The organism is Paenarthrobacter ureafaciens, from assembly GCF_004028095.1.
Taxonomy (GTDB): domain Bacteria; phylum Actinomycetota; class Actinomycetes; order Actinomycetales; family Micrococcaceae; genus Arthrobacter; species Arthrobacter ureafaciens.
Genome location: NZ_SBHM01000007.1, coordinates 816588 through 840970 on the forward strand (window position 1 = coordinate 816588; position 24383 = coordinate 840970).

At 61.7% G+C, this 24383-nt stretch carries 18 protein-coding genes and 3 rRNA genes; 5 read left to right on the plus strand and 16 right to left on the minus strand.

Features of this window, described 5'->3' with window-relative positions:
• Window positions 1-153: 153 nt before the first annotated feature.
• From AUR_RS07995 to AUR_RS08010, 4 genes are all read left to right on the plus strand, one after another.
• Window positions 154-2103, plus strand: coding sequence for an FAD/NAD(P)-binding protein (locus AUR_RS07995; RefSeq protein WP_062098307.1), 1950 nt, complete (start codon window positions 154-156; stop codon window positions 2101-2103).
• Window positions 2104-2172: 69 nt separating this feature from the next.
• Window positions 2173-2691, plus strand: a complete 519-nt coding sequence (locus AUR_RS08000) for a GNAT family N-acetyltransferase (RefSeq protein ID WP_021474188.1) — start codon at window positions 2173-2175, stop codon at window positions 2689-2691.
• A 9-nt stretch (window positions 2692-2700) separates the two neighbouring features.
• Window positions 2701-4428, plus strand: coding sequence for a helicase HerA-like domain-containing protein (locus tag AUR_RS08005; protein ID WP_206616227.1), 1728 nt, complete (start codon window positions 2701-2703; stop codon window positions 4426-4428).
• Window positions 4429-4616: 188 nt separating this feature from the next.
• Window positions 4617-5609, plus strand: a complete 993-nt coding sequence (locus tag AUR_RS08010) for a hypothetical protein (protein ID WP_164888699.1) — start codon at window positions 4617-4619, stop codon at window positions 5607-5609.
• 105 nt (window positions 5610-5714) lie between these two features.
• Here AUR_RS08010 and AUR_RS08015 read toward each other — a convergent pair whose 3' ends face one another.
• The 12 genes from AUR_RS08015 to AUR_RS08070 form a co-directional block, all read right to left on the minus strand.
• Window positions 5715-7700, minus strand: coding sequence for an NHL domain-containing thioredoxin family protein (locus tag AUR_RS08015; RefSeq protein WP_062098311.1), 1986 nt, complete (start codon window positions 7698-7700; stop codon window positions 5715-5717).
• Window positions 7700-9859, minus strand: a complete 2160-nt coding sequence (locus tag AUR_RS08020; protein WP_079941392.1) for a bifunctional copper resistance protein CopD/cytochrome c oxidase assembly protein — start codon at window positions 9857-9859, stop codon at window positions 7700-7702. The genes AUR_RS08015 and AUR_RS08020 overlap by 1 nt, the downstream gene beginning before the upstream one ends.
• Window positions 9860-10117: 258 nt before the next feature.
• Window positions 10118-10405 (minus strand): HU family DNA-binding protein, encoded by a 288-nt coding sequence (locus AUR_RS08025; RefSeq protein WP_011776355.1) that lies wholly within the window; start codon window positions 10403-10405, stop codon window positions 10118-10120.
• A 215-nt stretch (window positions 10406-10620) separates the two neighbouring features.
• On the minus strand, window positions 10621-11184 hold the full coding sequence (locus AUR_RS08030; protein WP_062098313.1) for a GNAT family N-acetyltransferase: 564 nt from the start codon (window positions 11182-11184) through the stop codon (window positions 10621-10623).
• A gap of 85 nt (window positions 11185-11269) precedes the next feature.
• A 5S ribosomal RNA gene (gene rrf, locus AUR_RS08035) occupies window positions 11270-11386 on the minus strand.
• A 139-nt stretch (window positions 11387-11525) separates the two neighbouring features.
• Window positions 11526-14687: ribosomal RNA gene (locus AUR_RS08040) — 23S ribosomal RNA — on the minus strand.
• Window positions 14688-15247: 560 nt separating this feature from the next.
• A 16S ribosomal RNA gene (locus tag AUR_RS08045) occupies window positions 15248-16776 on the minus strand.
• Together the 16S, 23S and 5S rRNA genes form the textbook arrangement of a ribosomal RNA operon.
• A 759-nt stretch (window positions 16777-17535) precedes the next feature.
• Window positions 17536-17841: a 30S ribosomal protein S14 gene (gene rpsN / locus AUR_RS08050; protein WP_021474711.1), complete on the minus strand. Its 306-nt coding sequence runs from the start codon at window positions 17839-17841 to the stop codon at window positions 17536-17538.
• A gap of 4 nt (window positions 17842-17845) precedes the next feature.
• Entirely contained in the window at window positions 17846-18013 is a 168-nt protein-coding gene (gene rpmG, locus AUR_RS08055; RefSeq protein WP_003798558.1) for a 50S ribosomal protein L33, read from the minus strand.
• Window positions 18013-18249, minus strand: coding sequence for a 50S ribosomal protein L28 (gene rpmB, locus AUR_RS08060; protein ID WP_021474712.1), 237 nt, complete (start codon window positions 18247-18249; stop codon window positions 18013-18015). Before rpmB ends, rpmG begins: the two co-directional genes overlap by 1 nt.
• A 317-nt stretch (window positions 18250-18566) precedes the next feature.
• A complete protein-coding gene (locus AUR_RS08065) occupies window positions 18567-19337 on the minus strand; it encodes an SGNH/GDSL hydrolase family protein (RefSeq protein WP_021474713.1) in 771 nt (256 codons plus the stop codon).
• Between the two features lie 49 nt (window positions 19338-19386).
• Window positions 19387-19866, minus strand: a complete 480-nt coding sequence (locus tag AUR_RS08070; RefSeq protein WP_031217354.1) for a MarR family winged helix-turn-helix transcriptional regulator — start codon at window positions 19864-19866, stop codon at window positions 19387-19389.
• A gap of 67 nt (window positions 19867-19933) precedes the next feature.
• Here AUR_RS08070 and AUR_RS08075 point away from each other — a divergent pair, with 67 nt between their 5' ends.
• The gene (locus tag AUR_RS08075) at window positions 19934-20221 is read left to right on the plus strand and encodes a YciI family protein (RefSeq protein ID WP_021474715.1); all 288 of its coding nucleotides are present in this window, start codon (window positions 19934-19936) and stop codon (window positions 20219-20221) included.
• A 71-nt stretch (window positions 20222-20292) separates the two neighbouring features.
• On the opposite strand, the gene AUR_RS08080 is transcribed toward AUR_RS08075, so the two are convergent.
• From AUR_RS08080 to AUR_RS08095, 4 genes are read right to left on the minus strand one after another with little or no spacing between them, the layout of a single operon-like run.
• On the minus strand, window positions 20293-21345 hold the full coding sequence (locus tag AUR_RS08080) for a siderophore-interacting protein (protein WP_128397110.1): 1053 nt from the start codon (window positions 21343-21345) through the stop codon (window positions 20293-20295).
• Window positions 21342-22166: an ABC transporter ATP-binding protein gene (locus AUR_RS08085; protein WP_062098316.1), complete on the minus strand. Its 825-nt coding sequence runs from the start codon at window positions 22164-22166 to the stop codon at window positions 21342-21344. The genes AUR_RS08080 and AUR_RS08085 overlap by 4 nt, the downstream gene beginning before the upstream one ends.
• 1 nt (window position 22167) lies before the next feature.
• Window positions 22168-23274 carry a FecCD family ABC transporter permease gene (locus AUR_RS08090; RefSeq protein ID WP_062098318.1) on the minus strand — a complete coding sequence of 369 codons (1107 nt, stop codon included), beginning with the start codon at window positions 23272-23274 and terminating at the stop codon, window positions 22168-22170.
• Window positions 23271-24383, minus strand: a complete 1113-nt coding sequence (locus AUR_RS08095) for a FecCD family ABC transporter permease (RefSeq protein ID WP_062098320.1) — start codon at window positions 24381-24383, stop codon at window positions 23271-23273. Before AUR_RS08095 ends, AUR_RS08090 begins: the two co-directional genes overlap by 4 nt.

The window sequence follows — 24383 nt, forward strand, 5'->3', positions numbered from 1 at the left end:
CATCAATGAGTTCAGCCGGAGCCATTTGAGTCGTTTTGTTTTCCTCGGTTAACGCTGAATGACGCGTGGTGAACGGCGGTTACCGGCGCCTCGACCCGGGCACCACAGGCTCCCTACATTGGCCTTACCAACCACCGCAGATCAGGAGACCGCATGCCGTCACGAGTTCCCGCCATCGTCTTTATTGGCGGCGGCCCGCGCACGGCCGGCGTGTTGGAAAGGCTGGCGGCCAGCCGTCCCGCCTTGTTCGAAGGCCCCCTGCAGATCCACGTCGTTGAGCCGCATGAACCTGGCTCAGGACGCATCTGGCGTTATCACCAGGATCCCGGCCTGCTGATGAATTCCACGGCCGCCGACGTCACAATGTTCACCGACTCTTCCGTGGCCTGTGACGGACCGCCGCTGGACGGCCCGGCCCTCGCCACCTGGGCAGCCGGCGTACTGGACGGCAGTATCCGTGATGTGCCGGTCTTCGAGCAGCACATCCTGGAACAGCTCCGTTCCCTGACCCCCGCGTCCTTCCCCACGAGGCAACTCCAAAGCAAGTACCTTGAGTGGTTCTTCCGCCGGGCGGTTTCCTCGCTCGGGCCGGACGTCACCGTCACCGTCCACCGCGATGTGGCCACCGCCGTCGAACGGGCCACGGGGCCGCTGTCCGGGCATCCCGACGCCGGCACGCACCTCGTGCGGTTGGCCTCCGGCACCGAGGTGCGTGCCGACGTCGTGGTGTACGCCCTGGGCCACACCGATTCGCAGGCGCATCCGGAAGCGACCCGGCTGGCCGGATTCGCGGCCGCGCACGGCGGCTACTACGCGCCGCCGTCGTACACAACGGATGTGGACTACTCCCCCATTGAAGCCGGCCAGGACGTCATCGTCTCCGGGATGGGGCTGGCCTTCGTGGACCTGTTGGTGCTGTTGTTCGAGGGCCGCGGCGGCCGCTTCGAGGAAAGGCCCGACGGCGTCCTCGAATATGTGCCTTCGGGCGCCGAGCCACGGGTCTGGGCCGGTTCACGCCGGGGTGTGCCCTACCATTCCAAAATCTCCTCGTCGTTGCGCAGTCCGGTGGAGCGGCCGCGGTACTTCACGGCTGCTGCTGTTGAAGCGTTGCTGGCCGAACACGACGAGCTCGACTTCCGTACCCACCTCTGGCCGCTCATCGCCAAGGATGCGGGCTACGCCTATTACCGTGAACTGTTCACCGGCTACCCTGAGCGGGTTCGTGGCGCTTGGGCGGACTTCGAGGCGCCCTTCGATGCCCTCGACTGGTATAGCTCCGGGCGGGAGCAGCTTGTGGCCTCTGCCGTCCCGGATCCCGCCGTGCGCCTGGACCTTGAGTCGCTGGACCAGCCCTTCAGCGGTTGCGCGTTCGATTCCCATGAGGCGGTGCAGCGGTCCGTGGCCGCCTACATCCAACGCGACCTGGCACTGCGGACCAGCCTCGACCATTCGGAGACGCTTGCCCTGTTCATGGCCCTGCTGTTCGTCTACATGGACTTGGGCCGCCTGGTGCCGCAGGAACGGCTCAACGCCCGATCGCAGCAGGCAATCCACGGCTGGTGGCACGGCTTCTTCAGCTTCGTCGATTCCGGCCCTCCGGCACACCGACTGCAGGAAATGCTTGCCTTGCACCGGGCCGGGTACCTGCAATTCCTGGGACCGGGCATGTGGGTCCGCGCCGACGAACCAACCGGCCGCTTTGTTGCCGGATCCTTCCAGTCACCGGTCCTGGTGGAGGCCTCCGCGTACATCGAGGCACGCCTGCCTTCGGCCTCCGTGGAGCGTTCCGCGAACCCTGCCCTCCTGAACCTGCACGACGCCGGACTGGGCACCGAACAGAGGCTGCTCACCTTGGACGGTGCGCATTCGACAGGGAAACTTCTGGTCTCCGGAAATCATGAGGTCCTTTCTCCTGTTGGAACACCACAGCATGGGTTGTTTGCAGTGGGTCCATGGACGTCAGGCTGGGGCGCAGGTGCGTTTGCCCGGCCGAACACCAACGCGGCGCCGTTCCGCGAGAACGACGCTCTGGCCCGCCGCATCCTTCACACGCTGGCCACCCCCCTTCCGTCCCTCCCGTCCCTCCCAACTAGGTCGCATTAGTGCGCGTTCTGAGCCCGCAAAACGCGCACAACTGTCACCTACTTGGGTGCCCACCACGAAAGGCAAGCCATGACCGCACCGCCAACCCTGCCGACGTCGGGCCTTTCCGTCCTCAGCCTCGCCATGGACGATCCCCGCGTCCGGCCGCTCCTGGATGAGCTCGCCGTCGAATATGACACCCGCTACGGGGACCTGTTCAGCAGCAAGGGAGCCTCCGAGGAACTCAGCAGGTACCCGGCGGAGGAATTCGCCGCACCGCACGGGGCGCTGATCATCATCCAGGAAGACGGCGAATCCGTAGCCGGTGGAGCGTTCCGCCGCTACGACGCCGACACCGCCGAGCTGAAGCGCATCTGGACCCACTCGGCGCACCGACGGCGTGGCCTGGCCCGCCGCGTGCTGGCCGAGTTGGAAGCTGAAGCCCTGCGCCGTGGCTACACCAAGCTCTACCTGACTACCGGGCCGCGCCAGCCCGAAGCCAGGAACCTGTACCTCGCCACGGGCTACACCGCCCTCTTCGATCTCGCAGCGGATCCCGAGGAAATCAAGCATTTGGCCTTCAGCAAGGATCTTGTGGCGCACCGCTAAGCTATCCGCATGGCCACGAAAACCACTGCCGAAAAACTCGCCACCATCCAGCAGGGGTACACCCTGCAAGGTGCCACCATCGAGCTGGGTGCCGCAATCGTGGACGGTGAAGTCCACAAGGAAGCGCAGGTCCGCCTTCCGTTAGCGATGATGAACCGTCACGGGCTGGTGGCCGGCGCCACCGGCACAGGCAAGACCGTCACGCTCCACATGATTGCGGAGCAACTGTCGACGGCGGGTGTTCCGGTTTTCCTCGCTGACATCAAGGGCGACCTCTCGGGACTGGCGACGCCGGCAACGGCCAGCGAGAAGCTGAGCGCCCGGACGTCGGCCCTTGGGCAGGACTGGTCGGCAAAGAACTTTCCCGTTGAGTTCCTGTCGCTGGGCGGTGACGGCAACGGCATTCCCGTGCGGGCCACCATTACCTCTTTCGGGCCTATCCTGCTCTCGCGCATCATGGACCTGAACGACACCCAGGAATCCAGCCTCCAGCTGATCTTCCACTTCGCCGACAAGAACAACCTCGAACTCATCGACCTCAAGGACCTGCGGGCCGTCATCCAGTTCCTCACCTCGGATGAAGGCAAGCCCCAGCTGGCCGAGTTGGGCGGGCTGTCCAAGGCCACGGCCGGCGTCATCCTGCGCGAGCTGGTGTCCCTGGAAGCGCAGGGCATGGAGAAGTTCTTCGGCGAACCCGAGTTCGACACAGCCGAACTCCTCCGCACAGCCCCCGACGGCCGCGGCGTCATCAGCTGCCTCGAACTGCCCACCCTGCAGACCAAGCCGCTTCTCTTCTCTACGTTCCTCATGTGGCTGCTCGCCGACCTCTTCGAAGACCTTCCCGAAGCCGGCGACCTGGACAAGCCCAAGCTCGTGTTCTTCCTGGACGAGGCGCACCTGCTGTTCAACGATGCTTCCAAGGCCTTCCTTGAGGCGATCACCACAACAGTCAGGCTCATCCGTTCCAAGGGCGTCGGCATTTTCTTCGTCACCCAGACCCCCAAGGACGTACCCGCAGACGTGTTGGGACAGTTGGCCAACCGTGTGCAGCATGCGTTGCGCGCCTTCACCCCGGAAGACGCCAAGGCCCTGAAGGCCACGGTGTCCACGTTCCCCGTCAGCGACTACGACCTCGAAGAAACCCTCACCTCCGCGGGAATCGGCGAGGCAGTCATCACCGTGATGAATGAGAAGGGCGCACCCACGCCCGTGGCCCTGACCAGGCTCCGCGCACCCGAGTCAGTCATGGGTCCCAGCGCCGAGGACCTCATCCGCAGTACGGTTGGGGCTTCATCGCTGTTGGCCAAGTATGGCACCGCCGTGGACAACGTCTCGGCGTACGAGAAACTGAGTGGGGCGGCGCCAGTGCCCACAGGCTCTCCGGCTTCGGGGGGCGCGCCAGGGCCGTCTTTGGATAGCGCCTCGGAAGCATCGGGTGGGTCCGTGCCCTCCCAAGCCGACATCGACGCCGAAGCCCGGCGCATCGAGGTGGAAATCCTCGGCCGCCCCAGTTCCCGCCCCGCCCCTTCGCCTTCACCGTCCTACCCCGAGCCTCCTGCACCCTCCGCGCCAGGAACGTCCCAGCAGGACACCGGCATGTTTGGTGACCTGGCCGGTGCGCTTGGCGGCGCGTTGGGTGGCGGACTAAAGAGCATGGTCCGTTCTATGGGGACACAGCTGGGACGCGACCTGATCCGGGGCGTCTTCGGTACGTCGTCCAAGCGTCGTCGCCGTTAGGGCTTGTTGTCCTGCGTCGTAACGACGGCGGGTGACCGGTTCGGGCGGGTCAGGGCCCGACGGCGGGTGGCCGGTCTGGTGGGGCAACGTACCGCCGTCGCGGACTTCTTTGAGGATCTTGCTAAGTCACCTTACGGTCTTGCTGCGCAGCTAATCGCGCGGCGGCGGGTAACGTAAAGGGCGTGCAGGTGAGTCAAGCGTTGGTCAAGACCGCAGCCGGATGGCTGCTCGGTCTGATGCTTGCTGCCGCCGGTGCCGTGGTGTGCATCAACCTGGTAAGCCAGTCCGTGGCGAGCCCGCAGCAGCCTGTACGGGAATACTTTGAAGCTCTGCAGAAGGGCGAGGGCGAACAGGCCCTTGGTCTGCTGCGCGCGAAGGTCCCGAAGGCCAACGCCGCCATGCTGGACGGCACAGCCCTGCAAACCGCGGCATCCGCATTGTCGGATATCAAGATCGGCAACGCGCAATCCCGTGGCGGAAACCGGGTCGCTGTACCGGTGGACTACTCGTTGGACGGCAGCCGCCTCCATAGCGAGTTCCTGCTGGAACGCACTGGTACCCAGTGGCTGTTTTTCGGCAAATGGGCCTTCGTCCCCACCACGTTACCCACCATCGAGGTGACCGTGGTGAACGCCAGCGAGGCAGCCCTTAATGGAGTGCCGGTCAATATGCCCAACGGGCACAACACGTTTGCCGTCTTCTATCCCGGCAAGTACGAGGCCAGCCTCAACGGCACTTTCTTTGAAGCTCCTCCGACGTCGGCCCTCGTCTCAAACCGCGACGGCGGAACGGCCCCGCTGAACCTGCAAACCCGGTCCACCAAGTCCATGGATGAAGCCGTGGCAGGCAAGGTCCGCGAATTCCTGGACACCTGTGCCGCAGAGGCGACTGAGCAGCAGCGACTCCAGCCGGACTGCCCCTTCTATCACGCCAGCAACGCCCGCGTGGTAGACGGGACCATCAAATGGGAAATCACGGAATACCCGAAGATCACTATCGAACCGTTCGGCGGCAAGTGGGTAGTGGCCCCCCTCAACGGCAAAGCCCGGCTGACAGCCCGGGAAATCAACCTCTTCACGGGCTACGTCAACGATCTCAACGTTGAACACGACTTCAGCTTTACCACCCAGCTGGATACGGACGGCAACACAGTGACCGTCACGCCCCTGCTGAGCTTCTAGAGGCCGGGTATCGCGTCCTGCGCCAGTGTGGGTGGCGTCGGTGCAGGTGGCGCCGCTGACCGCGCCAGCGGCTGTTCTTCCAGCCGCCGACGCGTGCCCTCGCGGTTAGTCCATTCCGCGGAGGTCCAGCACAAGCTCCGAGTCGCCGTCAGCTTCCAGGACCACGGGGATTCCCCAGTCCTGCTGATACAGATGGCAGGCTGCGTGATCCGGGATCTCGCCGTCCTCCGTTTCGGGTCCGTCACAAGCTGCCGCTCGAGCAGTGATGTGCAAGACGCCCTCAGGCACGTCCGAAGACAATTCGAGGGTACGCAGGAGCCCCACCGACGTACCGCCACCGGAGACAAGCAGTTCCGGCGGAGTAGAGGAGATCTTCAGCTGCGTCGGATCACCCCAACGATCGTCGAGCTTCTGCCCCGTTGGAGCCGTGAACCGCACTGTGAGCTCCAAGTGCCCTGGGGCAACAGGGCTCTTGGGCCGGTGCGTCTGCGACGCGCCCTCATCTACCTGCTGGGCTTCCTTGGGGATCGGTACCAGGACAAGCTGGTGCTTGTTCGACTCAACCACCACCAGCAAAGGTTCGCCGTCCTCGTGGTTGACCACTACTACATCGCTTGGCTCGGCCAGGCCACGTGCCAAGGTGGACACGTTGGTGCTCGTGGGGTCATACCGGCGAACGGCACCGTTGTAGGTGTCAGCGATCGCTATGGAGCCATCCGGCAGGACCGTCACACCCAGAGGATGCTGCAAGCGTGCCTCGGCTGCCTCGCCGTCCCTGAACCCGAAGTCAAAGAGGCCCTTGCCGATCGCGGTCTCCACGGTCACGCCGGAATCGCCCACTACCAAACGCCGGAGCGCGGAGGTTTCCGAGTCCGCTACCCAAATGTTCTGATCCTGGTCGATCACCAAACCGGACGGCTGCGCGAACCAAGCCTCTTCCGCGGGGCCATCCAGCAAACCTTCAAGCCCGGATCCTGCAAGGATCGACACTTCGCCCGACTTCGGTTCGAAAGCAAAAATCTGGTGTGTGCCGGCCATGGCAATCACAACCCGCTGCAGCTTCTCGCTCCAGGCAACGTCCCAGGGCGAAGACAAGGAAACGCCGGTCCCGAGCCCAAGTACCCCCACGTCCACTGCATCGGCGGCAAAGTCCGCCGGGCCGCCGTCGTGGTGTTCATTACGGGGTTCGGACCATTCACCGGCGCCGGACTCCGTAACCCGGGCCGGGCCGGCGTCGAGCAGTCGTTGAATGCCGTTTCCGGCCACAGTCCTGACTTCTCCGGTGCCAAGATCAACACCCCGGAGCCGGTGGTTGACCGTGTCCGCAACCACCACGTCATATCCGACTGCGGTTGCCAGCTCAGCAGGCAGCACTGCCACGCCCTGCGGCTCATTGAATTGCGCAACGTCCCCAGTGCCGTCGGCATGGCCTTTGGTTCCGGATCCAATAAGCCTGTCTACGGTCTCGAAATCGGGGCGCAACTCAACCAAACGATGGTGACCGGAATCGACAACAAGGTAGTTGCCGTTCCCAAGTTGGGTGGCCTTGCCAGGGAACCGCAGGGTGCCCGACGTCGGCTCGGGCGCCACGTATGGTCCGTTGCCGCGGTGGAGCGTGCCCTTGGCCTCGTGCTCAGCGACGAGTTCCTCCAGGAGGACGCCAAGCCCCCCTGCGTGTCCCTCTCCCGAAAGGTGGGCCACAATGTAGCCCTCGGGGTCGATCACCACGAGGGTCGGCCACGCACGTGCGGTGTACGCCTTCCAGGTGGCCAGCTCCGGGTCATCCAGGACCGGATGGTGGATCTCATACCGTTCAACGGCTGACGCCAAGGCAACGGGATCGGCTTCGTGTTCGAACTTCGGCGAATGCACGCCCACTGTTACAAGAACGTCGGAGTACTTCTCCTCCAATGGCCGAAGCTCATCCAGGACGTGCAGGCAGTTGATGCAGCAGAACGTCCAGAAGTCCAGCAACACGATCTTGCCGCGCAGGGATTCCAAGTCCAAGGACTTGCCGCCTGTGTTGAGCCAGCCGCGGCCCTCCAGTTCGGAGGCCCGGACCCGCAGTTGGGTGCGTACGGTTTCGCTCATCAGCGTCCTTCCAGCTTGGTGTTTGGTTCGTTGTGCCCGGGTGCGTCTTCAATGGGCGCGGATTGCTTGCCTCGCTGCCCATCATTGCCACTGCTCATTCCCTTGCCCATAGTGGCCTCGCTACCTTGGCTGGCCGCGGGAGTACGGCGGTCGGACAACTTTGCGTCCCGTTCGGCGAGCCGGGCAAACATATCGTTGTAAGCACTGAGATCGGCGTCGTTATTCCTGTCGGCTGCACGGTCTACCCGTTTCGTCTCCCGCGCGTCGGAACGTGACCACATGACGGCCACACCGATGGCCACCAGAAGCGTCGGAACTTCTCCAATGCCCCAGGCAACGGCACCGCCCAACTGCTGGTCTGCGATAGCCGACGGTCCCCACGTGCGGCCGAGGTTGCCGAAGTAATCGGCGGCCAGAAGACCCGTACCGCCCATGATCGCCACACCGAAGAAAGCGTGAAAGCCCATGGTTGCCAGGAGCAGTAGCAGTCGCATGGGGTAGGGCGCCCGTCGAGGAAGGGGGTCGCTGCCAATCATGCTCAGAACAAAGATGTAACCGGTGAGGAGGAAGTGGAGGTTCATGAGCTCATGGCCCACGTGCTCGCGCATGGCGAAGCCGAAAAGATCCGAGTAGTAGAACAGCACAATGGAGCCGGCGAAATTTGCGGCAGCGAAAAGGGGGTGCGTAACCACTTGGGAGAACTTTGAGTGGACGAACAACAGCAGCCACTCGCGCAGGCCCCTCGAGCCATGCGCCCCCTCTCCACGGGAAGGAAGCGCGCGAAGGGCCAACGTCACAGGGGCCCCGAGGACAAGGAAGATCGGGGCCACCATGGTCAGTGCCATGTGGTCCACCATGTGTGCGGAGAACAACACGCGCCCATAGACGGCCGGCGGACCGGAAGTTATATAGGTGAGGACAACCAGTCCCACCAACCAGGGGATGGTGCGCAATACAGGCCAGCTGTCACCCCGTCTGCGCAGCTTGAGGACGCCCATGATGTAGGAAACAGCACCAAAGAGCGCCACACCTACCCACAGCCAGTCGAAGCGCCACTCTGTCAGCCACCGCTCGGGAGTAAGCTCCGGCGGTACCTCGTAGCCGGACAGGATGAATGCGGGAGAAGCATCAGGCGAATACGTGGTGGGCTGCGGCGGGGCGGAACGTCCAAGCGCAACGGCGAGTCCCGACGTCGCGCCCATCACCAGTAGCTCCACCAAGACCAGTTGCCACAGCACCCGGCGGGCGGACATGGTGCCCTTCCCCAACTGGGGTATTACCCACTGCCGATGCATGAAGCCAATGCCCCCGAGCACCAGCGTGGCCAGCGCCTTCGCGATGATCAGTTGGCCGTAAGGCGAACCGAAGAGATCACCCGGGCTGGTCACGCGGATGGCGGCGTTGATGACACCTGATGCGAACACCAAGACGAAAGCGAAGCCGGCGAGCGAGGAAAAACGTCGAAGCGTCGGCTCAGTGATGTCTGTGCTCGCGTTGCTTCGCTGACCCGTCAGCAGGCCGGACAGGACAGCGAGCATGATGATGCCACCCACCCAGGTGGTAACACCTACCAAGTGCAGTCCCAGCGAGTTGATGGCGCCCTCATGGTCGCTGGAGCTGGAGGAGTGGCCAATGAGGGCTGGAGGGACCAAGCCGACGAGCGCTAGAAGTAGCGTGAACGCCAGTCCAGTCAGTGACCGCACTCCAAAAAGTGCGGTTGTGGCTACGGCAGCGATGATGGTCACCGCGAGCCATGCCTTGCCGGTTTCGATGTCAGTCATGAAGTAAACCAGCGCACGGGTGAACTCCGCGTCCCCCGAGATACCTTGGCCAGCAACGTCAGCGTATGTCAGAACCAAGACAGCTACAGCCGAAAGCGTCCACAGCGCTCCTGCACCCGCGGCTACAGCCAGCGCACGGGTAAATGCGGGGTGCTCAGGCGGCTCGACCTCGTCGCGTGCTCGTGACCTGGACGGCTTGATGCTCTTCGGCAGGACGCCCACCGCAAAAATCAGGCCACCGATGACGGCTGCCACGGAGACGTTGTGAAGTGCTTTGGCCACAGGAAGTCCCCAGCGCACCAAGGCTCCAGGATCCGAGACCTGGCGAGCGGCTGCCGCGCCGGAGAAGATGAGTGCCGCGGCGAGGGCCAAAAGCATGATTGCCAGACCAGCCAGTTGCCACGGTACGGAAATGCCCACGCCTGAGGCGCCTTCCCGCGCTCCCGGTTTGGGATTCGGCGAAGGGACAGTGGCGGAGCTTCTGGCTAATGGCACCTATCCATTGTCCGACACCCACCCCCGGGCTGCGAATCGGGAAGCCTCTGGGGAGGGGAAGTGGGATAAGCACCACTTAAAAGCAGAAGGGGTGGCAACCTTACGTTGCCACCCCTTCCGGGCGTTCGCCGAAGTGTTTGACTACTTCTTCTTGGCGACAGCAGCCTTCAGCTTGGAGCCTGCGGTCAGCTTGACGCTGTGGCCGGCTGCGATCTGGATCGTTTCGCCGGTCTGCGGGTTACGGCCGGTGCGTGCTGCGCGGTCGGTGCGCTCAACTGCGAGCCAGCCCGGGATGGTGATCTTCTCGCCTGCAGCAACAGAAGTCTCGAAAACTTCGAACAGTGCATCGAGCACGGAGTTGACGGCTGCCTGGCTGGTGCCGGCCTTGCCTGCTACCTCTGCAACGAGTTCACTACGGTTCTTAGCCATTTACGTCCTCCTGGACTAATACGTTTTTGAGCCGGCAAGCGGAACGCGAGCAAGCCACTGCTCGAAAACTTACCAGCTTGGACACTGTTGGCCAGCAAATTCCGCGTGTTTCCGCGCTTTTTTGACCGAAATCACCGGTTTTTCGGGGTTTTTGGAGCTCAGAACGCTTCATGCCGTACCCTACGGCCCACAAATAGGACCCTGCTGCCGGGCCGTCAAGGCAGAATACGTTGATACAGAATGTGATCCTGCCAGCGGCCGGCGATCTTCAAATAGGACCGTGCCAGCCCGATCTCCTTAAAGCCTGCCCGTTTGAGGACCGCCCTGGAAGGACCGTTGTTGCCAAGGACTGCCGCCTGAACACGATGAAGACCCAGACCTTCGCCTGCCATTTCCAGAACGGCCTTGAGCGCAGCCCCTGCCACGCCCTGCCCCGTCAGGGTCCGGTCAACCCAGTACCCCACATGGGCATTCTGGAAGGGGCCTCGAACAATGCCTGTCAACGTGACTGTGCCCACGACGCGTTCTCCTGCAAGGATGACCCACGGCACCTCAGTACCCGATTCGAACTGCGCCAACTTTCCAAGAATGGAAGTGCGTTGACCTTGGACGGTGAAAAACAAATCCTCACGCAGAGGCTCCCACGGGGCCAGATGGCTGGCGTTCCGCGTATAGGCATCCGCTAGCAATGCAGCGTCAGCCAAAGCCAAAGGCCGGATTGCGAGCCGAGCTGCGCCCGCAGGCTGCAAATTCAGGTCCAGGATTCTGCTGAGGTGCATCCTGTGACTCTACCCGTGGTGTTTTGGTGGTTGATGTGGGAGACCCCCCGACCCGTGTGGGTTGGGGGGTCTCGACCTAATGGTTGTCCGGCGGTGTCCTACTCTCCCACACCCTCCCGGGTGCAGTACCATCGGCGCTGTGGGTCTTAGCTTCCGGGTTCGGAATGGGACCGGGCGTTTCCCCCACGCTATGACCGCCGTAACCTTGTTACCCGTCCCCCCTGTGTGGGGGTGGGAAGTGTGTGGTTACAACTGTGGTGCTTGTTTAGTTGTGTTGTTGTGTTGTTGTTCCCGGGTTGTTGGTTGGGAACCACATAGTGGACGCGTGCAGTGTGTTGTGTGTGGTGTAAGTTGTTGGCCTATTAGTACCGGTCAGCTTCACGAGTCTTTAGTCCTCGCTTCCACATCCGGCCTATCAACCCAGTGGTCTGGCTGGGGGCCTCTCACACATAAATGTGTTTGGAAATCTCATCTTGAAGCGAGCTTCCCGCTTAGATGCTTTCAGCGGTTATCCCATCCGAACGTAGCTAATCAGCGGTGCACTTGGCAGTACAACTGACACACCAGAGGTTCGTCCGTCCCGGTCCTCTCGTACTAAGGACAGCCCTTCTCAAATTTCCTGCGCGCGCAGCGGATAGGGACCGAACTGTCTCACGACGTTCTAAACCCAGCTCGCGTACCGCTTTAATGGGCGAACAGCCCAACCCTTGGGACCTACTCCAGCCCCAGGATGCGACGAGCCGACATCGAGGTGCCAAACCATGCCGTCGATATGGACTCTTGGGCAAGATCAGCCTGTTATCCCCGAGGTACCTTTTATCCGTTGAGCGACGGCCATTCCACAATGTACCGCCGGATCACTAGTCCCGACTTTCGTCCCTGCTTGAGATGTCTCTCTCACAGTCAAGCTCCCTTGTGCACTTACACTCGACACCTGATTGCCAACCAGGCTGAGGGAACCTTTGGGCGCCTCCGTTACTTTTTAGGAGGCAACCGCCCCAGTTAAACTACCCATCAGGCACTGTCCCTGACCCGGATCACGGGCCGAAGTTAGATGTCCAAAGTGACCAGAGTGGTATTTCAACGATGACTCCACCCGAACTGGCGTCCGGGTTTCAACGTCTCCCACCTATCCTACACAAGCCACTCCGAACACCAATACCAAACTATAGTAAAGGTCTCGGGGTCTTTCCGTCCTGCTGCGCGTAACGAGCATCTTTACTCGTACTGCAATTTCGCCGAGTTTATGGTTGAGACAGCGGGGAAGTCGTTACTCCATTCGTGCAGGTCGGAACTTACCCGACAAGGAATTTCGCTACCTTAGGATGGTTATAGTTACCACCGCCGTTTACTGGGGCTTAAATTCCCAGCTTCGCCCGCAAGGGGCTAACCGGTCCTCTTAACCTTCCAGCACCGGGCAGGAGTCAGTCCGTATACATCGTCTTGCGACTTCGCACGGACCTGTGTTTTTAGTAAACAGTCGCTTCCCCCTGGTCTCTGCGGCCCACACCCGCTCCACAAAGCAAGTCTGTATCACGGGGCAGGCCCCCCTTCTCCCGAAGTTACGGGGGCATTTTGCCGAGTTCCTTAACCATAATTCTCTCGATCGCCTTGGTATTCTCTACCTGATCACCTGTGTCGGTTTGGGGTACGGGCGGCTAAAACCTCGCGTCGATGCTTTTCTAGGCAGCATAGGATCACCGGATCCCCCCATGCGGGGGTCCCATCAGATCTCAGGATCGTGCTCGAAACACACAGGAACGGATTTGCCTATCCCTGACCCTACATCCTTGGACCGGGGCTACCATCGCCCGGCCCGGCTACCTTCCTGCGTCACACCTGTTAATACGCTTGCCTCCCGGGATCAGGTCCCAGCACCAGCCCAACCATCACACCACAAGTGGCGCAACAAGAAAGACCGGCGGTGGTTAGTATCCCCCGTTCAACATGGGCGGTTTTTCGCCGGTACGGGAATATCAACCCGTTGTCCATCGACTACGCCTGTCGGCCTCGCCTTAGGTCCCGACTTACCCAGGGCAGATTAGCTTGACCCTGGAACCCTTGATCATTCGGCGGACGGGTTTCTCACCCGTCTTTCGCTACTCATGCCTGCATTCTCACTCGTGTAGGCTCCACCGCTGGTTTACACCGCGACTTCACCGCCCACACGACGCTCCCCTACCCATCCACACCCCTGAACCACGAAGGCTAGGGTAATGCGTGAATGCCACAACTTCGGCGGTGTACTTGAGCCCCGCTACATTGTCGGCGCGGAATCACTTGACCAGTGAGCTATTACGCACTCTTTCAAGGATGGCTGCTTCTAAGCCAACCTCCTGGTTGTCTAAGCAACTCCACATCCTTTCCCACTTAGCACACGCTTAGGGGCCTTAGTTGGTGGTCTGGGCTGTTTCCCTCTCGACTATGAAGCTTATCCCCCACAGTCTCACTGCTGCGCTCTGACTTACCGGCATTCGGAGTTTGGCTGACGTCAGTAACCTTGTAGGGCCCATCGGCCATCCAGTAGCTCTACCTCCGGCAAGAAACACGCAACGCTGCACCTAAATGCATTTCGGGGAGAACCAGCTATCACGGAGTTTGATTGGCCTTTCACCCCTACCCACAGCTCATCCCCTCCATTTTCAACTGAAGTGGGTTCGGTCCTCCACGACGTCTTACCGTCGCTTCAACCTGGCCATGGGTAGATCACTCCGCTTCGGGTCTAGATCACGCCACTGAACACGCCCTGTTCAGACTCGCTTTCGCTACGGCTTCCCCACACGGGTTAACCTCGCGACGTAACACTAACTCGCAGGCTCATTCTTCAAAAGGCACGCCATCACACCCATACAACCCCGAAGGGCTGCAGATGCTCTGACGGATTGTAAGCACACGGTTTCAGGTACTGTTTCACTCCCCTCCCGGGGTACTTTTCACCTTTCCCTCACGGTACTGGTCCGCTATCGGTCATTAGGAAGTATTTAGGCTTATCAGGTGGTCCTGACAGATTCACACGGGATTTCTCGGGCCCCGTGCTACTTGGGATCCTCTCCAAAGGCGGTGCCACACATTACGGTTACGGGACTCACACCCTCTCTGGCCGGCCTTTCAAGACCGTTCACCTATACGCACACCCACACCCCACCGGTCCGGCAGAACCAGCACGGAAAGTCCCACAACCCCGCCCACGCAACGCCCGCCGGCTATCACACATGGAACGGTTTAGCCTCATCCGCGTTCGCTCGCCACTACTAACGGAATCACTCTTGTTTTCTCTTCCTGCGGGTACTGAGATGTTTCACTTCCCCGCGTTCCCCCCACGCACCCTATGAATTCAGGCACGGGTCACACAATCACCTTGCAGCGTTGTGCGGGGTTTCCCCATTCGGACATCCTGGGATCACCGCTCGGTTATCAACTCCCCCAGGCTTATCGCAGATTCCTACGTCCTTCTTCGGCTCCTAATGCCAAGGCATCCACCGTGCGCCCTTAAAAACTTGACCACACAAAACCACAACCCAAACAGGCTGCGGCTGATGCACTCAATCAATTCGAGAGAACCACGACCACAAAAGGGCCAGGTTCATTCATCAAAGAAATTGCTAGAACACACAACCCACACCCCCAAAAAGAGTGCAGGACCATGTGTCCAGATGCTCGCGTCCACTATGTAGTTCTCAAACAACAACCCCGTCAACCACACCCACCCCACACAAACACGAGGGGGTGCCGGCCGCAGGAACAACAAGAAACACCAAGGATTCCCTGCATTGCTGCAAAAAGGCCCTGTTGCCTCAGGACCCAACAGTGCGCCAAACACAACCCGGCAACCAACACCCCGGACCGCTTTCCCAACAACCCCCCCACACACAAAAGTGCGAAAAGAGGGCCGCCGTACTCACGCCAGGACACCACCACCAACAGGCCATGCCAAAAAACTTGATTTGCTGATATTCCACCCATGAGCACCCACCGCAGAACAGACGCCTGCGCAATGGGCAACACTGACAACCCCGGAACCCGCCCATGCAGGCAGACCCGGACGCCGTTAGCAGCTCCTTAGAAAGGAGGTGATCCAGCCGCACCTTCCGGTACGGCTACCTTGTTACGACTTAGTCCCAATCGCCGGTCCCACCTTCGACGGCTCCCCCCACAAGGGTTAGGCCACCGGCTTCGGGTGTTACCAACTTTCGTGACTTGACGGGCGGTGTGTACAAGGCCCGGGAACGTATTCACCGCAGCGTTGCTGATCTGCGATTACTAGCGACTCCGACTTCATGGGGTCGAGTTGCAGACCCCAATCCGAACTGAGACCGGCTTTTTGGGATTAGCTCCACCTCACAGTATCGCAACCCTTTGTACCGGCCATTGTAGCATGCGTGAAGCCCAAGACATAAGGGGCATGATGATTTGACGTCGTCCCCACCTTCCTCCGAGTTGACCCCGGCAGTCTCCTATGAGTCCCCGGCCGAACCGCTGGCAACATAGAACGAGGGTTGCGCTCGTTGCGGGACTTAACCCAACATCTCACGACACGAGCTGACGACAACCATGCACCACCTGTAAACCGGCCGCAAGCGGGGCACCTGTTTCCAGGTCTTTCCGGTCCATGTCAAGCCTTGGTAAGGTTCTTCGCGTTGCATCGAATTAATCCGCATGCTCCGCCGCTTGTGCGGGCCCCCGTCAATTCCTTTGAGTTTTAGCCTTGCGGCCGTACTCCCCAGGCGGGGCACTTAATGCGTTAGCTACGGCGCGGAAAACGTGGAATGTCCCCCACACCTAGTGCCCAACGTTTACGGCATGGACTACCAGGGTATCTAATCCTGTTCGCTCCCCATGCTTTCGCTCCTCAGCGTCAGTTACAGCCCAGAGACCTGCCTTCGCCATCGGTGTTCCTCCTGATATCTGCGCATTTCACCGCTACACCAGGAATTCCAGTCTCCCCTACTGCACTCTAGTCTGCCCGTACCCACTGCAGAACCGGAGTTGAGCCCCGGTCTTTCACAGCAGACGCGACAAACCGCCTACGAGCTCTTTACGCCCAATAATTCCGGATAACGCTTGCGCCCTACGTATTACCGCGGCTGCTGGCACGTAGTTAGCCGGCGCTTCTTCTGCAAGTACCGTCACCCCCAAAGAGGGCTTCTTCCCTACTGAAAGAGGTTTACAACCCGAAGGCCGTCATCCCTCACGCGGCGTCGCTGCATCAGGCTTTCGCCCATTGTGCAATATTCCCCACTGCTGCCTCCCGTAGGAGTCTGGGCCGTGTCTCAGTCCCAGTGTGGCCGGTCACCCTCTCAGGCCGGCTACCCGTCGTCGCCTTGGTAGGCCATTACCCCACCAACAAGCTGATAGGCCGCGAGTCCATCCAAAACCACAAAAAGCTTTCCACCCCCCACCATGCGATGAGAAGTCATATCCGGTATTAGACCCAGTTTCCCAGGCTTATCCCAGAGTCAAGGGCAGGTTACTCACGTGTTACTCACCCGTTCGCCACTAATCCCCGGCGCAAGCACCGGATCATCGTTCGACTTGCATGTGTTAAGCACGCCGCCAGCGTTCATCCTGAGCCAGGATCAAACTCTCCGTTCAAAAACAAAAAACGAAACACAACCACCCCCACCGGAAATCACGGCAAGAAGCAGCTGCAAATCTGAAACCAGCTGAAAACCAAACCACCACACACGGGGGTGCGCAATGGCCCGGCAAAAATTCAACCAATCAAAAAACAATCGGTATCAACAAACTTGGCACACTATTGAGTTCTCAAACAACAGGTCACTAATCCAAAGCAGTACCACAACCAACCACAACGGCCAGCAGATCGCTCCGGAGCAACTTTTCAAACTTACCCGAACCAGCCACACAAAGCAAACCAGCCCGGAACCCCCACCAGCACCAACAGCGCACCAAAGCACCACCGGAAACCGGCCATTCGAAAGGGAGAAAGTCACCGTCAAACCCGCATCAGCGGCGGCAACTCGAATAACTTTACACACCCCCCACCCCCGAAACAAATCGGCACCGAGACCCCTCCAAAACCTCTGGAACACAAGGGAAGCGGCGTGAAAACAGCCTCGCACAGCGAGATTGCGCCCATGTGAAGCCCATCACCTACCCCGGCCCTGAACGCCCGGTGATAGAGCAACCCGGGAAAACCGACGGGACGTGGCAGAGCAACCCGGGAAAACCGACGGGACGTGATAGAGCAACCCGGGAAAACCGACGGGACGTGATAGAGCAACCCGGGAAACCGACGGGACGTGATAGAGCAACCCCTAAACCGCCGCTTAAACGCCAAAGAGGCCGGCAACCATGACGGTTACCGGCCTCTTTGGACGAGCTGGGTGCTTACCAGGAAGACTTGGTGATACCCGGCAGCTCACCCTTGTGAGCCATGTCGCGGAAGCGAACGCGGGAGATACCGAACTTCTGGAAGGTGCCGCGGGGACGGCCGTCGATCTGGTCGCGGTTACGCAGACGGATCGGGGAGGCGTTGCGGGGCAGCTTCTGCAGGCCGAGGCGTGCAGCTTCGCGGGCTTCGTCAGACGCGTTGGGGTCAACCAGGGTCTTCTTCAGCTCGAGGCGCTTGGCAGCGTAGCGCTCAACGATGACCTTGCGCTGCTCGTTACGAGCAATCTTGGACTTCTTAGCCATGTGTTTAGCGCTCCTCTCGGAATTCGACGTGCTGGCGGATCTTGGGGTCGTACTTCTTCAGGACCAGACGGTCGGGGTCGTTACGACGGTTCTTGCGCGTCACGTAGGTGTAGCCGGTGCCCGCAGTGGACTTCAGCTTGATGATGGGACGTACGTCCTTGTCCTTTGCCATTAGAGCTTCACTCCTCGTGCCAGGATGTCGGCGACGACCGCGTCGATGCCGCGAGCGTCAATTACCTTGATGCCCTTTGCGGACAGCGTCAGGGTGACGTTGCGGCGCAGGGAAGGAACCCAGTAACGCTTCTTCTGAATGTTCGGATCGAACCGGCGCTTGTTGCGGCGGTGCGAGTGCGAAATGCTGTGTCCAAAGCCCGGCTCGGCTCCGGTCACTTGGCAGTGTGCTGCCATGACTCTCCTCCAAAGTTTGAATGTAACGGCGTGCAGGGTCTTCCTGCAGTACCGTGCGACAGGCAGCGTCCGCGTCCAGTCCGAACCAGCCCGATGGATTCCGCAGTAACGCGGCGAAGAAGGTTGGCCTCAGAACAGGGCAGTGAAAATCACTGCTTCAGATCCTGGGATACTGGGCGAATACAGGGATGCACGCAACTTGAGCCCCTAACTACCGGCCCACGGGATGCTGGTCAGACCAACATTTACCGCCAACCGGAGCAATTGCACACGCTCCGCACTACCTAGCGCCTAACTATTCTACGGGCAGCACCAAATTAAGACCAATCAGGCCGGACCAGCGCAGGGTACTTGGGGCTCAGCCCGTCGCCGGACGACGTTCCCCGAACCCGCCGGACAACCCAGGGCGTAGCGAACTCACGAACCCACCGGGCGTTTTCACGCAATGTTTCGGCACGGCTGAGCAGCCGCTGCGGCGCGGGTTCCGGAACGTCGATGACGTGCTCGTGTTCAAGGACATCAAGCACTCTTTTGGCCATGTTCAGGTGACCGGCAGTGGACATGTGCATGCGGTCCGTGTCCCACATGCGCCAGTCGTCGTATTCGTCGAATCGCCAGTAGTCCACCAGCAGGGCCCCGTGGTTTTCGGCAATTTCGCGAACCAGTTCGTTGTAGATCGCCGTGCGCCCGCGCATGGCGCCGAAGACCTTGGAACCCTTGGCATCGAAGCCCGTGAAGAGAACCACTGTTGCGCCCGTCGCGCTTAACTTGGCGATTCCGGCGTCGTAATCCTGCAAAAGCGAGTCAATGTCGATCTTGGGACGCAGGATGTCGTTCGCCCCTGCGTACAGGGTCACCAACGTGGGTTTAAGTTCGACGGCGGCATCCACCTGCTCTGCCATGATCTGGCGCAGTTTCTTGCCGCGGATAGCGAGATTGGCGTACCCGAAGCCCTCATTGCTCTGGGCCAGCTGACCGGCCATGATGTCGGCCCATCCGCGCACTCCGTTGGGGCGCGAGGAGTCAGCGTCTCCGACGCCCTCGGTGAAGGAGTCTCCAAGGGCAACATAACGGGCAGAAAAATCCATGCCGCCAGTCTGCCACCCGAAGGCTCGGCCCAACAAAGCCGGCAGGCTGCTAGGAATCGCGGAGGATCCAGTGGTTGTTGTCGAGCCGGGCCACGATCTTCTCACCGATGCGCGCCAGGTCCGCCACGTCGTCGGGGGTCAGCGAGTCCAGCATCAGCGTGCGGACAGATTCAACGTGTCCGGGCGCCAGCGAAACGATGGTGTCCATCCCCGCCTCTGTCAGGTGGGCAACAGTTACCCGGGCATCACCGGGGTGCGCCTCGCGCTCAACCCAGCCGCGCTTCTGCAGTTTGGTCACCACGTGTGAAAGGCGGGACAAAGAAGCACTCGTGCGGGCAGCGAGTTCGCTCATCGGAAGGTAGCGGCCCTCAGCCTCGGAGAGCATGGCCAAAACGTTGTAATCGAAAAGGGACAGCTTTCCGGCGGACTGCAGCTGCGTGTCCAACGCTGACGGAAGAAGGGTGTTGATGCTCAGGAGGGCCAGCCAAGCCCGGCGTTCCTCAGCGTTAAGCCAGCGCGGTTCAGTCATGGCTTCAATCTTAGGAGAATCCGTCACCTCCCCCGTCCGCGCAGTCCCGAAACGGTAGGCTGACGGCATGTTTGTTGTGTCACTGACCTACAGGGTTCCCGACGAGATTGTGGACTTCCACCGGCCAGGCCATATGGCCTGGCTTAAGGAAGCGTTCGACGGCGGTGTGTTCGTAGCGTCCGGACGTCGCGTCCCGGCAGTTGGCGGAGTCCTGCTCTCCAACGTGGACAGGGCAACTTTGGATGAATCCCTGGCGAAGGACCCGTTCTACAGCAACGGAGTGGCGGATTTTGAAATCATCGAATTCAACGCCACCACCGTGGCGGACGGCTACGAGAACCTGCTGGATTCCTGACAGAGGAACGCCGGAAAACGCGCGGGACCTGACAGAGGAACGCCCCACAACGCGCGGGATGTGACAGAGGGTCAGCCTTCGGCTTTGCCGCGCCGCCAGTAGCCCATGAAAGCTACCTGCTTACGGTCAATGCCGACGTCGCGCACCAGGTACCTCCGCATTTCCTTGATCACGAACGCTTCCCCCGCAATCCAGGCGTAGAAGGGCAACGCACCGGCCGGCAGCGTGGGGTTCTTGGTGGCTTCGATGGCCGCGGCATCCAGTCTTTGCGGGGTTTCCCACAGGATGTCCTGGTCCACGTTGACCTCCTCCGGCTCGGGACCGGCGGCGGTTTCGGCGCCCTTCAAACCCACCCAGCCGGGAACGGGAACAGCCTTGGCGACGGCCGCTTTGAGGAGTTCCCCGTGGGGACGCGAGCGTCCGATGGATGCGCCGCGGGCGAGCCAGGTGATCTCGACATTTGCCGGCGTGCTGATCTCCTGGAAGTCCGCGGCAGAGGGCACTTCAAGGAAAGCATGCCCGGTGATGTCGGCCGGAAGGCTTTCGAGGATCGCGCTGATGGCCGGGACTGCTGTTTCGTCGCCGGCGAGGAGGACACGCTGGGCGAGGCCCGGCCGCCACTCGATGCCTCCGTACGCGCCGGCCGTGGTGCACTGGGCGGCCCGGTTGTTGGGGCCGATGATGGTGAGGGTGTCCCCCGGTTTGGCGGCCAAGGCCCAGTTCGCGGCTGGCCCGCCATGGCCGGAATCGTCAAAGTGCATGACGAAGTCAATGTCGATCTCCGGGTACACGGCATCAAGGCGCTCCGAGCGGACGGTGTAGGTGCGCATCGAACCTCGGACAGCGGGGACCATGGCCAGCCATTCCTTGTACCAGCCGGCCTCTTCCATGGTGAATTCGGGCAACGGGATCGGTTGTCCCGCTGCGTCCATGGACGGGATCATCAGTTTCACGCGGAGATCCAGGGTGTCCCCGGCTACGCCAAACTTGCGCAGGGAGTAGCCGCCGAACGTGATGCGCCGGAAGTTGGGGCTGAGTTCCTGAACAGCGCTGACCGTGACATCGAACGCCAGCGTCATCGGCTCCACGGCACTCGCTGTGGCCTGGGTGGGGTGTGCACTCATGAGGCGATCTCCAGTTGGTTGGTTGTAGCGGGCTGGGCGTGATGGCGTCCGATCGGAACGATCAGGGGTGTGCCGGAGATGGGGTCCTGGACCACACGGGAGTCCAGGCCGAAAACGGTGTGCACCAGTTCCTCGGTGACCACCGCGGAGGCGGGACCTTCGGCCACGATGCAACCGCCCTTCATGGCGATCACGTGGTCCGCATAGCGTGCAGCGAGGTTGAGGTCGTGAAGCACGATCGCCACGGTGGTATTGCGGGTGCGGTTGAGGTCGGTCACCAGGTCCAGGACTTCCACTTGATGGGCGAGGTCCAGGTAGGTGGTGGGCTCGTCGAGCAGCAGGACTTCGGTCTCCTGGGCCAGCGCCATGGCGATCCACACGCGTTGGCGCTGGCCGCCGGACAGTTCGTCGACGCAGCGTTCTGCGAGCTCCAGCGTTGCGGTCGCCTCGAGCGCGCGCTGCACTGCGGCGTCGTCGTTGGCGCTCCAACTGCGGAAGAGGCCTTGGTGCGGGTACCGGCCACGTCCCACGAGGTCCCGGACGGTGATGCCGTCAGGAGCGGTGGGGTGCTGGGGCAGCAGGCCGAGCGTGCGGGCAAGTTCGCGGGCGGGACGGGCGTGGATGTCCTTGCCGTCCAGGGTGACGGCGCCACCGGCCGGCTTCAGGAGCCGTGACAGCCCCCGCAGCAGAGTGGACTTGCCGCAGGCATTCGCCCCGACGATCATGGTCACTTTACCTTCGGGAATCTCCGTGGAAAGTCCTTCCACCACCTTGCGCTGCTCATACTGGAGCGTCAGGTCCTTGGCATTAAGGAGGGCCATGTCAGGCTTCCTTTCGGTTCGACGTGACGAGGAGCCACAGGAGGAACGGTGCACCGAGTGCGCCGGAAATGACGCCCACCGGCAGGACGGTTCCATCGAGGATCAACGGTGCGATGTTGGAGGCGAAGAAGTCGGCCGCGAGCACAATCAGCGCACCTGTGAGGGCCGACGCCGGAAGGCTGAGCTTGCGGACGAAGCGGCGGGAAATCGGTCCGGCCAGGAAAGCAACGAACGCTACGGGACCTGCGGCTGCGGTTGCGACGGCGGACAGCGCGACGGCGGTGACCACAAGTCCCAGCCGGGTGGCGTTGACCCTGATTCCGAGCCCTGCTGCGGCATCATCGCCGAGTTCCAGCATGCGCAGGGGGCCGGAGAGGAACATCGCTGCCGGAATGAGCACCAGTAAGGCCGCGGCCAGGATTCCGGCGCGTTCCCAATTGGCGGAATTAAGGGATCCGTTAAGCCAAACGAGTGCGTCCGCTGCCGTGCGAATGTCCGCGCGGGTCATCAGGAAGTTCACTACGGCGTGCAGTGCGGCGGCGATGCCCACCCCTGCGAGGATGAGGCGGTTGCCTGCCGCATTGCCTCGGTTGCCGCCGCCATTTCCCGCACTCCGTGAGATGGCGTAGATGATGGCAGCCACGCCGAGCGCCCCGCCCAAGGCCGCCGCGGATACCACGGCACCCGAGGCTCCGAAGATCACGATCGCCGTGACAGCGGCGGCGCTCGCCCCGTAGCTGATGCCGATGATGTCCGGGCTGGCGAGGGGGTTCCGGAGCATGGTCTGGAACAGGGCGCCCGCAAGGCCGAACGCGACGCCGATCAATGTACCCACCGCTGCACGCGGCAGTTTGTGTTCCATGACGATGAAGCTGGCGCCGGGGATCTTTTCGCCGCCGGTGAGGTGGTTGATGACGATCGTGAAGAAGTCGGGGATCGTCACCGTGTAGCTGCCCAGGAGCACGTACACCGCAAACATCACCAGCAGCGCGAGGGCAAGGACGAACGTGCGGCTCCGGACCCGCCGAAATGACAATTGATGAGGGTGTTTGGGCGAAGGATTGGCATTAACTGCCAACTCGGTGGGGAGCTTGTGGAGTGTCCTCATAGTCCGGCCGCCTTGCCCCGGCGGATGAGCCAGACAAAGACGGGTGCGCCCACCAAGGCGGTCATGATGCCTGCGGGGACTTCACCCGGAAGAAGGATGACACGGCCAATGACGTCGGCGGCGATGAGCAGGATGGGTGCGGACACCATGGAGAACGGCAGGATCCAGCGGTAGTCCGGCCCGGTCAGTGATCGGATGGCATGCGGCACAACGAGGCCCAGGAACCCGATGGGACCGGCCAGGGCCGTGGCCGACCCGCACAGCAAAACGATTCCCAGTCCGATGATTCCGCGCGAAAGGCCAACGTTCTGGCCGAGTCCGCGTGCGACGTCATCTCCCAAGGCCAGGCCGTTCAGGACACGCCCGCCCGCCACCACCACCAAAGCACCGATGAGCAGGAACGGCAGTGCCGGAAGGAGAACCGACCAGTCACGACCGCCGATGCTGCCCACCTGCCAGAAACGGAAGCGGTCCAGGGTGTCCTGGCTGGAGACCAGGATGACGTTCATCAGCGAAAACAACCCGGCACTCAGCGCCGCGCCTGCCAGGGCGAGCTTGACCGGCGTCGCACCATCACGGCCGCGGGAGGCGATGGCGTAGACCACGACGGCGGCCGCTGCGGCTCCGACGAAAGCGAACCAGATGTAGCCGGTCAGCGACGTGATGCCAAAGACGTAGATGCCCACTACCACCGCCAGTGCAGCACCGGCGTTGAGGCCCAGGATGCCGGGATCGGCCAACGGGTTGCGGGCAACGCCCTGCATGGCAGCGCCGGCCAGGCCCAAAGCGGCCCCCGCCAGCAGGCCCAGCACCGTACGCGGAATCCGGGCGATGACCACGGCGTGGTCGCCGTCCTGCGGATTGAAGGTGGTGACAGCTTCCCAAATGGTTGAAAGGGGAAGCCCGCGTGCGCCGATCGCCAAAGACGCGGCGCACGCAGCAGCAAGCACGACGACGGCGAGCAGCAGCAAGGCGGTGCGCTTGCCTGCCATTCGCGGACCGTTTGGAGCGGTCGCGTTGCTGCCGGGAGCGATCCCTCGCTGGTTACCAGGCGCCGAAGTGCCACCAACCCGCTCCACGGGAGCCGCCGTCGTCGTGCTCAACTTCAC